This window comes from Streptomyces sp. NPDC088097, from assembly GCF_044741845.1.
Lineage (GTDB): Bacteria > Actinomycetota > Actinomycetes > Streptomycetales > Streptomycetaceae > Streptomyces.
This window is the reverse complement of the sequence record NZ_JBIUTJ010000003.1, coordinates 130782-142022: the sequence shown is the minus strand read 5'-3', so window position 1 is coordinate 142022 and position 11241 is coordinate 130782. Positions and strand designations below refer to the sequence as shown.

The following is an 11241-nucleotide window of genomic DNA, read 5'->3' as shown; positions in this document are numbered from 1 at the left end:
CCTCACGCGGTGGATCCTCACGCGGTGCACCGGTGACCATCGGCCCGGGCGCCCGGCCATGTGCCGGGCGCCCGGGCCGGTGTCGGTCAGGCCAGTGCCCAGGCGACGTCCCTGAGCAGGGCCTCGCGCCAGCCCGCCCGGTCGTGGTCCGAAGCCGACCTGCTGACCCGTACGGTCGCGCCGGCCCGGGTGGTCAGTGCCTCGACCAGTTCGCAGTGCGGCCGCATCCTCGTCTCGTGCTCCCCGAGATCGAAGGCGATCCTCAGCCCGGCCGGGGCGGGGCGCTCCCGCAGACGTGCGGCGATGGCGCCGCCGACCGGTCCACCCAGGGGGTCGGGCAGCTCCGCGGCGCCGGGCGTCCACCAGAACGACCCCGATTGGCAGGCGACGCGGGACACCAGGTCCGGGAACTCCATCGCCGCGTACATCGCGCTCAGTCCGCCGAGGCTCTGCCCGGCGACCACCAGACGGTCCGGGTTAGCCGGCACACCGCAGTCGGCCACCAACGGCAGCAGTTCGTCCCGTATCGCCTCCCACAGCTCCGGCCGGCACCCGAATTCGGCCTGCCGGTCCTTGGCCGGTACGAAGACCAGGGTGACCGGGGGCATGTCCCCGGCGGCGACGGCCGCGTCGAACGCGGTCATGGCGGGGTGCAGGTGCAGCCAGTCGTCCCCGTCGAGCAGCAGGACCAACGGCCCGCCGCCGCCCGCCGGGTGGACCCGTACGGTCCGCCGGCCGCCGAGCCGCTCGCTCGCCCAGCGGATCCTCACGGCCGGCAGCGGCAGCACGTCGTCGGCGCCGAGGGCGGGCCAGTGCGGTTGCGGGGGAGCGTCGGGCGTGGCGGCGACGGACCGGTCCCCGCCGGCGCCGACCGGGTTGTACGGATCGGCGTGCGAGGCCTCGTCCGTGACGAACCGGTAGGTCACGCGGAGCCGCGCGGGCATGCGCACTTCGGCGTACCAGCAGTCCGTCTCGCGCCAGCGGGTGAGCGGCACCGGATCCGACCAGCTCTCGAACTCGACGAGGACCGGGGCGCCGCGCCACAGGAACAGAGCGACCCAACCGCCGTCGCCGGAAGGCGCGTACGCCGGCCCCGCCGCCGCCCAGAACTCCTCGGTGCCGGGCGCACCGGGCAGGCCGAAGGCGGCGAAGGGGCTCTCGGAGCCGGCCGGGGAGCCGGAGGGGGACCCGGTCACGACCGGACCCGTTCGAGTACACGCATCTGCGCTCCTTGTGAGGGGGAAGGGGAAACGTTAATATTTATGATTAGGCGAGCCTAACCTAAGTGTGAGACCCTCTCGTTCCACGCTTCATCCACGATCGATCTGCCGTGCGGGCCCGGCGCCCGCTCGCGGACCGCGGGTCCGTCCGTCCGACGCAACCCGCCGGTCCCGTCCGGCTCCAGGAGGAACCCCAGCATGAGCACCAACCCGTTCGACGACGCAGACGGCCGTTTCCTGGTCCTGGTGAACGAAGAGGGCCAGCACTCCCTGTGGCCGTCCTTCGCCGAGGTGCCCGGGGGATGGACGGTCGTCCTGGAGGCGACCGGCCGCGACGCGTGCCTGGAGTACATCGAGTCCCACTGGACCGATCTGCGCCCCCGCTCCCTCGCCGCGGCCACCGGCGCCTGACGCGTCCGGCTCCTCGCCGGCCGGCCGAGCGGACCGGCCGGACCTCGACCACAGGACCCGGCGCCGAACGGACTGCCCATGCTGTGCACCAGGCTGACGAACGCGAACATCCTCACCATGGACCCGGACCACCCGGTCGCCCACGACCTGGGCATCTGGCGGGGCCGGATCGTGGGGCTGGACGAGGCCGTCACCTCCCTCCCGGCCCGCGAGGTGGTCGACCTGGGGGGCGCCACCGTCCTGCCCGGTTTCATCGACAGCCACGTCCACCTGGCGTGGACCGGCTTCAAGCAGCGGGTCCCGAGCGTCGCCCCGTGCGAGCGGGTCGAGGACGTGTTGGCGGTCGTCGCCGAGGCCACCTCCCGTACGGGCGCGCCCGGCGACTGGGTGGACGTGATGGGCTACGACCAACGGGCCCTGGGCCGCCACCTGACCGCCGCCGAACTGGACACGGTCTGCCACGGGCGCAAGGTGCTCCTGATGCACGACTCGGGCCACGGATGCGTCGTCAACAGCGCGGTCCTGGCCCTGCTGCCCGCCGACGTCCCGCACCTGGAAGGCTTCCTGGCCGAGAGCGCCATGGCCGCGGCGCGGCGGCTCCGGCTGCCCTACGCCCAGTCCGAGATCGCCGACGCCGTCGAGCGGGCCGCCCGTACCTGCCTCGCCGAAGGCGTGACCGCGGTCGCCGAGGCGGGCATCGGAGGTGGCCTGCTCGGCAACAGCCCGGTGGAACTGGGCGCCTACCAATTGCTGCGGGACCAGTCGAGACTGCCCCTGCGCGTCCAGCTCATGGCGGCCGGTGACACGCTGGGTCCGCGCGCCGCGCACCGGGAGGACGGCTTCACCCGGGCCCTGGACCTGGGCGTGCGCACGGGGTTCGGTGACGACTGGCTGTCGCTGGGCGCGCTCAAGATCTACACCGACGGCGGCATGATGGCCCGTACGGCCGCGCTCACCGCCCCGTACGAGGGGACGGACGACGCCGGTCAGTTGCAGGACGATCCCAAGCGCCTCACCCGGCTCATCGTGGACGGCCACCTCGCGGGCTGGCAGCTCGCCTTCCACGCCATCGGCGACCGCGCCGCCGATCTCGCGCTCGACGCGTTGGAGCGGGCGCAGCGCCTGCGGCCCCGGCCGGACGCGCGGCACAGGATCGAGCACGCCGGGCTGATCCGCCCCGACCAACTGCCGCGCTTCGCAGGGCTGGGCGTCAGCGCGGTCGTCCAGCCGACCTTCCTGTACTCCTTCGGGGACGACTACGCGCGGGTGATGGGCGAGGAGCGGGCGTCCTGGATGTACCGGGGTCGGGGATTCCTGGACCACGGAGTGACGCTCGTCGGAAGTTCGGACCGGCCCGTCACGGACGGGGCGCCGCTGCGGGGCGTCCAGTTCATGGTCGAGCGGGCATCCGCCTCCGGACGGCCGGTCGGACCGCGAGAGGCGATCACCGTCGAAGAGGCGCTGCACGCCTACACGGTGGCGGGCGCGTACGCCTGCCGGTGGGAGGACAGCGCCGGCAGCCTCACCCCCGGAAAGCGCGCCGACCTGGTCGTCCTGGGGGACGATCCGCGGCGGGTCGATCGCTCCCGGATCGGCGGCATCGAGGTCGTGGCGACGTACGTGGACGGACACGAGGCAACGGAAGCGGGAAAGCTGTGATTGGTGTGAGTCATGTGACTGCTGTGAGTGGTGCGACTGCTGCGAGTGATGCGACTGTCGTGAACGGTGTGCCTGTGATGAGTGGTGTGCCCGGTGTGCGTGGCCGGATGAACATCCTGGAAGGGCTCTCCCCGCTGTGGGAGGCGCCGGCCACCCCGCCGCGTTGGGTGATCTGGCACGCGGGCCCGGACGATCCGCTCGTCTTCGACCGGGAGTTCAACATCCCGTGCGACGTGGACGACGCGGTCCTGCCGGAGGTCCTGCACCGGATGCGCGAGGCGGGCGCCCCGGAGGGCGACAGCTACCCCGGCCGCGCCTGCGGATAGCGAACGCGCCGGACTCACCGGTGGGACGCGCCGCGCCCGGCGCCCACCGCCGGCCGGGACGGACCCACCCCGCGGGCGTACGCGTGCGGGGCCGTCGCCCTACGCGGCGTTGAGGACCGCCGGCAGCGCCGCGACCAAGGCGTCGACCTGCCCTTGCGGCACCGTGAGGGCGGGGGCCGGCCGTACGACGTCCGGACCCCCCGCGTTCACCAGGAACCCGGCGTCCTGCGCCGCCCGTTGGACCCGCGCGGCCACCGGCTCGCCCAGGACGACGCCCACGAGCAGCCCCGCGCCCCGGACCTCGCGCACCAGGGGGTGTCCGAGTGCCGCGATGTCGCGCCGCAGCCGCGCGCCCACCCGGGTGACGTGGTCGAGCAGCCCCTCCTTCTCGATGGTCTCCAGGACGGCGAGCCCGGCCGCGCACGCGACCGGATTGCCGCCGAAGGTGGAACCGTGCTGACCGGGCGTCAGCAGCTTCGCCGCGTCCCCGAAGGCGATCGTGGCGCCGATCGGCAGACCACCGCCCAGGCCCTTGGCCAGGGTGATCACATCGGGCTCCACGCCCTGCTCCGCCTGGTGCGCGAACCAGTGGCCGGTGCGACCGATCCCGGTCTGCACCTCGTCCAGGACCAGCAGACTGCCCGTGGCCAGGGTGATCTCGCGGGCGGCGCGCAGGTAGCCTTCGGGCGCCGGGATGACACCCGCCTCGCCTTGGACCGGCTCCAGGAAGACCGCCGCGGTGCGCTCGGTCACGGCCGCGCGCAACGCCGCCGCGTCGCCGTAGGGGACGTGCGTCACCTCCGTCGGCAGCGGCAGGAAGGGGGCGAGCTTGGCCGGCTGTCCGGTGAGGGCCGGCGCCCCCATGGTGCGCCCGTGGAACCCGCCTTCGGTCGCCACGAGGTGCGGGCGTCCGGTCCGGTGGGCGATCTTGAAGGCCGCCTCGACCGCCTCGGCGCCGGAGTTCGAGATGAACACCCGCCCCGGCCGGCCCAGCAGGGCAGGCAGCAGTTCCGCGGGCGCCACGGGCGGCTCCGAGACGAACAGGTTCGACACGTGGCCGAGCCGGGCGACCTGGTCCCGTACCGCCGAGACCAGGGCCGGGTGGGCGTGCCCGAGGGTGTTGACGGCGATCCCGCTGGTGAAGTCCGCGTACGCGCGGCCGTCCTCGTCCCACACCGTGCTGCCCTCGCCCCTGACGAGGGCCGGCGGGGGAGTGCCGTACGTGTCCATCATCACCGCGCGCCAACGGTCGGCCGGCGGGGTCGTACCTTCCGCGAGCCGGGTCGTACCGTCGTCGATCACGCCTCGTCCTCCTTGCCGCCGGGCCCCTCCGGGCCGGGCGTCGCGTCCGGCACCACCGTGGTGCCGGGTCCCTCCTCGGCGAACACTCCGCTCAGCAGCGCGTGCGGCACCCGGCCGTCGATGACCCGGGCCCGGCCGACGCCGGCCCGGACGGCCCGCAGGCAGCCCTCCATCTTGGGGAGCATGCCGCTCGCGAGCCCGGGCAGCAGCGCGTCCAACTCGCCGACGGTCAGCCGCTCGATGACCTCGGTGCTGTGCGGCCAGTCCGCGTACAGACCCTCGACATCGGTCATGACCACCAGCCGGTCCGCCCCGAGGGCCACGGCCAGTGCCGACGCCGCGAGATCGGCGTTGACGTTGTACACCTGACCGTCCTCGCCCCGCGCGACGGGCGAGACGACGGGGATGTGGCCCTGTTCCAGCAGCGTGCGGATGGTGGCGGTCTCCACGGCCACGATGTCGCCGACCAGACCGATGTCCACCGGGCGGCCGTCCACCCAGGCCGGGCGCCGTACGGCGGTCATGGTGTGCGCGTCCTCGCCCGACAGCCCCACGGCGAGGGGCCCGTGGGCGTTGATGGCCCCCACCAGCTCGCGCTGGACCTGACCGGTGAGCACCATGCGCACGACGTCCATCGTCTCCGGCGTGGTCACCCGCAGGCCGGCCTCGAAGCGGACCTCCAGGCCGAGCCGGTCGAGCAGCGCGCTGATCTGGGGCCCGCCGCCGTGCACGACGACGGGCCGCAGGCCCGCCTGCCAGAGCTCCACCACGTCCTGGGCGAAGGTCCGGTGCAGCGACGGGTCCACCATGGCGTTGCCGCCGAACTTGACGACGACTGTGCGGCCTTGGAGCTCCGCCGGCCAGGGCAGGTCCCGGGCGTTCGGCGCGGTGGTCACACTCACGGGGTCAGTCCATTCGTGGGCAGGCCCGACCGTTCCGGCAGGCCGAGGGCGATGTTCATGCTCTGCACCGCGCCACCCGCGGTGCCCTTGGTCAGGTTGTCGATGGCGCTCACGCAGACGAGCCTGCGGGCGTCCGGGTCCACGGCGATCTGCACCTGCGCGGTGTTCGATCCGAGGACGGCCGCGGTGGCGGGCCACCGGCCGGGGGGCAGCAGCCGGACGAACGGCTCGTCGGCGTACGCGGCCTCGTACACGGCGCGCGCCTCGCGCTCCGCCGCCGTCAACGAGGCCCCCGGGCGCAGCCGGGCGGAACAGGTCGCGAGGATGCCCCGGGGCATGGGCGCCAGGGTCGGCGTGAAGGAGACCGTGACGTGCTCGCCGGCGGCCCGGGACAGGTTCTGGACCAGCTCCGGGGTGTGCCGGTGGCCGCCTCCCACCCCGTACGGGCTCATGGAGCCCATCACTTCGGCGCCCAGGAGGTGCGGTTTGGGCGACCGCCCGGCGCCGGAGGTCCCGGAGGCGGCGACGACCACCGCCTCGGGTTCGACGAGGCCGGCCGCGAAGGCGGGGAACAGCGCCAGGGTGACGGCGGTGGGGTAGCACCCGGGGACGGCGATCCGGGTGGCGCCCTTCAACGCCGTCCGGGCCCCGGGCAGTTCCGGCAGGCCGTACGGCCAGGTCCCGGCGTGGGCGGAGCCGTAGTAGCGCTCCCATGCTGCCGGGTCCCGCAGTCGGAAGTCGGCGCCGCAGTCCACGACCAGCGTGTCCGTCTCGAACTCCTGCGCCAGCGCTGCAGATTGCCCGTGGGGAAGGGCGAGGAACACCACGTCGTGGCCGCGCAGGGCGTCGGCGGAGGTGTCCAGGAGGATCCGGTCGGCCAGCTCCGGAAGCTGAGGTTGCACGGATCCCAGCCGGCGGCCCGCGCTGGTGTGTCCGGTCACCGCGCCGATCTCCACGCCGGGATGTGAGGTCAGCAGGCGGAGCAGTTCCCCGCCGGCGTAGCCGCTGGCACCGGCCACCGCGACCCGTGTAGTCATGTTCTTCCGTTCTCTCTGTCCGTAGGGCGCCGAGGGCGTCGGCACAGACTGGCGCCGCGGTATGGCCGGCAGCGGGCCGCGCTCACCCCTGCCGCGCGAACACCGCGTGACACCCTGCCGTCCGACAGGTCGCGCGGCGGGGGAGCGGCGATCGCCGCGGCGGACCCGTGTCGTGGAAGGGCGCCGCGCCGCGGCAGGGGCCGAGGACCAGAGGAGCGCGCGGGCGGGGCGGGGCGGAGAAGCCGGGGACGGGGCGGGAACCGATGGCCGGCAGGCCCATGGGTGTCCATCCTCCCTGCCGTCACGCGAACCCGCGCCCCTCCGCACAGCCCGTCTGTGTTTAGCTTAGCCTAACCTAATTTAACGCGATCTCGGCCGAATCTGCCGGACCGTCAGCAGGGCGGGTCCCGGTCGGCGGAAGGCTGTCGTCGGGGGCCGCGCCGTGTTGGGGCGTCGAGGTTCCCGCGTGCGTGCCGACGCGCTGACGAGCCGAAGAGCGGCCCGGACCATGTGGAGGGCCCCGGAAGGGGCGCTGCTAGCCTGCTTCGCATGATCGGGAAGGGGGGCGGGCGGCGGATGCCCGGCTTGTCGGCGGCAGACCGTCCGCAGCGGGCCCTCATCCTCGCGAGCTTCGTCAGTCGGGTGGGCAACGGGCTGTTCAACACCGCTGCGGTGCTCTACTTCACGCTGGTCGTGCACCTGCCCGCCGCCCAGGTCGGGGTCGGCCTCACGATCGCCGGGCTGACCGGGTTGTCGGCCGGGATCCCGGCGGGGAACCTGGCCGACCGGTACGGGCCGCGCACGGTCTGGTTGACGTCCCTGGTGATGCAAGCCGTGACGATGGCCGCCTTCGTCCTCATCCACAGCTGGCTCACGTTCACGCTCATCGCCACCCTGGACCGGCTGGCGGCGACGGCGAGCGGGGCGGCGGGCGGTGCGCTCATCGCCCGAGCCGGCGGCGAACGTCCGGCCGCGTTCAGGGCGAGACTGCGTACGTTCGTCAACCTCGGCGTGGTCCTGGGCACCCTCGGCGCCGGCTTCGCCGTATCGGTCGACACCCGACCCGCCTACACGGCGCTCATCCTCGCCAACGCCGCGAGCTTCGCCTGCGCCGCCTTGGTCGGCCTGATCGGCGTCCCGAACTACTGGCCCCTGCCCCGGCCCCAGGAGCACCGCGGCTGGGCGGTCCTCGCCGACCGGCCGTTCGTGTCCTTCGTCGCGCTCTACGGAGCCATGGGACTGCAGTACCAGACCGTCTCCCTGCTGCTGCCGATCTGGCTCTCCGCGCACACCGACGCGCCCCGTTGGACGGTGGCGGCGGTCTACGCGGTCAACAGCGGGGTGTGCGTGCTCCTCCAGAGCAGGATCGGCTCCCGGGTGGAAACACCGCGCCAGGGCGGCCGGGCGTTCCGCCTCGCCGGGTTGTTCTTCCTGGTCAGCTGCCCCCTGATGGCCCTGACCGCAGACGTGCCGGCCTGGATCGCACCAGGCCTCGCCGTCCTCGCCGTCTGCGTGCACAGCCTCGGGGAGGTGTGGGAGTCCTCGGGCGGCTTCGCACTCGGTTTCGGTCTCGCCCCCGACCACGCCCAAGGGCAGTACCAGGGCCTCTTCGGCATCGGCTTCGACGCCGGACAGGCCTTGGCCCCGGTGATCCTCACCGCGGCCGTCCTCGGACTCGGACACACGGGCTGGCTGCTGCTCGGCGTGTTCTTCGCGGCTCTGGGGGCGGCAGGCCCTCCGGTGGCCGCGTGGGCGGAACGGACGCGTCCCGCGAACCGGGACACGCTCCGCGCCCCGCACGGCCGACCGAGCGAAGCCCACCTGCCCGCCGCCGACTAGGACCGGGGCGCGATGTCGATGCCTTTGACGGGTCTGCTCCTCCTCGTGAGCGGGGCGGCCGCGCCGGCGTGCATCCTGGTGCTCGTTCTCATGCTGCGGAACCCGCCCCGTTCACGGCCCAGGATCTGCGCGGTTCTCGCCCTGATCTCCGCATTCTCGGCTACCGCCGTGTACTGCTACGGATGGTTCACGGTCGCTCTGGGAGGACCGTTCCCGGCGCTGTGCGAGGACCGGAACGCGTCCGGCGCACAGTTGGCGAGGCTGAACCAGGACCACTGGCCCCTTCGCAACGCCTGCGTCTACTCCGACGGCTCGACGGTGGAGCACGTGCCCATGTCGATCAACGTGCTCGTCCAGGTGCCGGCCGGTCTTGCCGTCGTCCTCACCTGTGTCGCCGCCTTCCTGTACCGGCGGGCCCGCGCCCTCTGAAGCGGTGGGGCTGCCGCTACGCGCGGGCCGCGCCCGTCAGGTGGGGTTGGTCGCCGCGCCAGGTGGGCCAACCGAGCAGGCGGGGGCGTTCGGTGACCCATGCGCGGTCGTCCAACGGCATGCGCCGGCCGCCGCCCGTCTCCCACGGAGCGGCCTTTCGCTCCCTCCCCTCCCCGATGGGCTACGGGAGCCCGTCAGAGGTTGTGGACCGCGCCCGAGACGGTGAGGGTGAGGGTCTGTTCGGCGGTGGTGCGCGCACCACCGACCGGGGAGCCGGTGGTGTCGGTCCAGGCGCGCACGGGCGTGGTCTCGGCGCGCCGGCCCTGGGCGGCGGACAGGCCGAGGGCGAGGCCGCTGTAGCGGTTCACCAGCCGGTGGGTGCCGGTGGGCTTGCCGTCGGCCGTGGTGTTGGGGATGACGAACCACTGCTGACCGACCGTCGGCCCGTTGGTGGGTGCGTCGGTCGCGGTGGGTTTGGCCGCCCACGCCCGTCCGGCGTCGTTCTTCGCGTTGACGCCCAGCAACTGGTGGGTGGAGGCGTTGGCGATGCGGTAGGAGCCGTCGCCGTTGGGCGTGAAGACCCACGTGGCCAGGGAGGAGCCGCCCGAGGTCTGGGACGTGGTGGTCGTGCTCCCGGAGACCTGGGCCAAGACGCGGCCCGCGCCACTGGCGATCGAGTAGGACCGGCCGGCGGTGACCGGGGCGGCCGGGGTGCCGGTCCCGATGACGGTGTCGTAGTACTCGCCGTCGGCGCCGCCCGAGCAGAAGAACGAGCAGTAGCTGCGGAACGTCTTGCCGACGATGGTGGAACCGGTCTTGTTCACCGGGTCGAGCATCCATCGGTACCAGGAGCCCGTCCGGTAGTCGCCCGAGTCGCCGACCAGCTTCCACTTCTGGGTGGCGAGGTCGTCGGTGACGTAGAAGCGCTGTGGTTCGCTGCCGTCCTGGACCACGGCCTCGGGCTCTCCGACGTACTGGCCCAGGTAGGCGCTGTAGGCGATGTTCATCGTCAACAGAGGCGACTTAGCAGGCAGTTCACCCGCCGCCTGCTGCTGTGCGACGCTGCCCGTGTTGGCCGGGTCGTAGTCGTGGTCGACGGGGGTGTAGCCCGTGGTGTTGCCGGCGCCCACCGGTTCCATGTTGCTCTCCAGGCCGCCCGTTCCGGGCTGGGACCAGGAGCCGTCGTACCACTTCTTCCACGAACCGGGCGCCATCTTGGCGGACATGGGGGCGCGGGCGACGTGCGCACGGCTGCCGTCCGTCCAGCCTCCCGGGACCCCGCCCTTCGGGATCACCCGCGAGTTGTAGTAGACGTAGAAGTAGCCGGAGGCGGTGTCCACGAACAGGCGCGCGTCGCCGTTGCCGTAGTGGTAGGTCTGGTTCGGGAAGGCCGAGGCGTCGCCGCGTTCGGTGCTGTACGGGGAGGTGAGGACGTGGTCCTTGATGTCCCAGGTCCGACCCCGGTCCTTCGAGACGGCGTAGTCGATCGCGTCGTAGTGCAGGCCGTCACCGAAGGGGCTCGGCGTGAACTCGTTGTGGACCAGCCCGTACCAGTCGCCGGTGTCGGGGTCCACCCACACGCCCATCAGGTCGCAGTAGTTCTTCTGCGCGTAGGACGAGGTGCCCGGGGCGTACGTGGCCTCCCGCCCCGTGGGGCTGTTGTTGCACCGCCAGGTCGTGTCGTTGTTGCGGTCGGCGGAGTTCGCGGGGTTCACCGCGTCGCTGATCGGGCCGGAGCGCTTCGCCGAGTCGAAGTCCCTCCCCGTGGAGAACGTCCACTTGCGGGGGTCGCTCGCGCCGTACAGGGCGTGGGCGGACTGGTAGTAGAACGTCCCGTCCTTGTCGATGTACGTGCCGGCCGGGGTGTCGTCGGGGTGGGTCCACGGACCCTTCGCGCCGATGGAGACGGTGTACGCGGAAGGGCCGGGGGAGGGGCCGGCCGAGGCCGGAGCGGCGGCCGGCCCGCCGAGCAGCAGGGTGGCGACGGCCGCGAGGGCGGCGCCGACGGTGGTCGTCCGGGAAAGGGCGGGCACGGGTGCTCCTCTCGTGCCCGGACCGCGTGTCGGTACTGACGGGGTCGGCCCGGGGGGTGAGACGTCCGGAGCCCCGGCGGTGT

At 73.0% G+C, this 11241-nt stretch carries 10 protein-coding genes; 5 read left to right on the top strand and 5 right to left on the bottom strand.

Annotated features, from left to right (window positions below; genetic code table 11):
- Nucleotides 1–86: 86 nt before the first annotated feature.
- Nucleotides 87–1196 (bottom strand): alpha/beta fold hydrolase, encoded by a 1110-nt coding sequence (locus ACIOD1_RS10710; RefSeq protein ID WP_401901522.1) that lies wholly within the window; start codon nucleotides 1194–1196, stop codon nucleotides 87–89.
- A gap of 222 nt (nucleotides 1197–1418) precedes the next feature.
- Between ACIOD1_RS10710 and ACIOD1_RS10705 the strand changes: the two genes are divergently transcribed.
- From ACIOD1_RS10705 to ACIOD1_RS10695, 3 genes are all read left to right on the top strand, one after another.
- Nucleotides 1419–1631 (top strand): MbtH family protein, encoded by a 213-nt coding sequence (locus ACIOD1_RS10705; protein ID WP_365612487.1) that lies wholly within the window; start codon nucleotides 1419–1421, stop codon nucleotides 1629–1631.
- Nucleotides 1632–1709: 78 nt separating this feature from the next.
- Nucleotides 1710–3290, top strand: a complete 1581-nt coding sequence (locus tag ACIOD1_RS10700; RefSeq protein ID WP_401901520.1) for an amidohydrolase — start codon at nucleotides 1710–1712, stop codon at nucleotides 3288–3290.
- Between the two features lie 107 nt (nucleotides 3291–3397).
- Nucleotides 3398–3616 carry a hypothetical protein gene (locus tag ACIOD1_RS10695; protein ID WP_401901517.1) on the top strand — a complete coding sequence of 73 codons (219 nt, stop codon included), beginning with the start codon at nucleotides 3398–3400 and terminating at the stop codon, nucleotides 3614–3616.
- A 99-nt stretch (nucleotides 3617–3715) separates the two neighbouring features.
- Here the strand turns inward: ACIOD1_RS10695 and ACIOD1_RS10690 are convergent, their stop codons facing one another.
- From ACIOD1_RS10690 to argC, 3 genes are all read right to left on the bottom strand, one after another.
- Nucleotides 3716–4849 (bottom strand): acetylornithine transaminase, encoded by a 1134-nt coding sequence (locus tag ACIOD1_RS10690; protein WP_401902324.1) that lies wholly within the window; start codon nucleotides 4847–4849, stop codon nucleotides 3716–3718.
- A 65-nt stretch (nucleotides 4850–4914) separates the two neighbouring features.
- Entirely contained in the window at nucleotides 4915–5814 is a 900-nt protein-coding gene (gene argB, locus ACIOD1_RS10685) for an acetylglutamate kinase (RefSeq protein WP_401902322.1), read from the bottom strand.
- A gap of 2 nt (nucleotides 5815–5816) precedes the next feature.
- Nucleotides 5817–6857, bottom strand: coding sequence for an N-acetyl-gamma-glutamyl-phosphate reductase (gene argC / locus ACIOD1_RS10680; protein WP_401901516.1), 1041 nt, complete (start codon nucleotides 6855–6857; stop codon nucleotides 5817–5819).
- 549 nt (nucleotides 6858–7406) lie between these two features.
- Between argC and ACIOD1_RS10675 the strand changes: the two genes are divergently transcribed.
- The gene (locus tag ACIOD1_RS10675; RefSeq protein ID WP_401901514.1) at nucleotides 7407–8696 is read left to right on the top strand and encodes an MFS transporter; all 1290 of its coding nucleotides are present in this window, start codon (nucleotides 7407–7409) and stop codon (nucleotides 8694–8696) included.
- 12 nt (nucleotides 8697–8708) lie between these two features.
- Nucleotides 8709–9125, top strand: coding sequence for a hypothetical protein (locus ACIOD1_RS10670; protein WP_365612502.1), 417 nt, complete (start codon nucleotides 8709–8711; stop codon nucleotides 9123–9125).
- A gap of 194 nt (nucleotides 9126–9319) precedes the next feature.
- On the opposite strand, the gene ACIOD1_RS10665 is transcribed toward ACIOD1_RS10670, so the two are convergent.
- Nucleotides 9320–11158 (bottom strand): RICIN domain-containing protein, encoded by a 1839-nt coding sequence (locus ACIOD1_RS10665; RefSeq protein ID WP_401901512.1) that lies wholly within the window; start codon nucleotides 11156–11158, stop codon nucleotides 9320–9322.
- Nucleotides 11159–11241 lie beyond the last annotated feature (83 nt).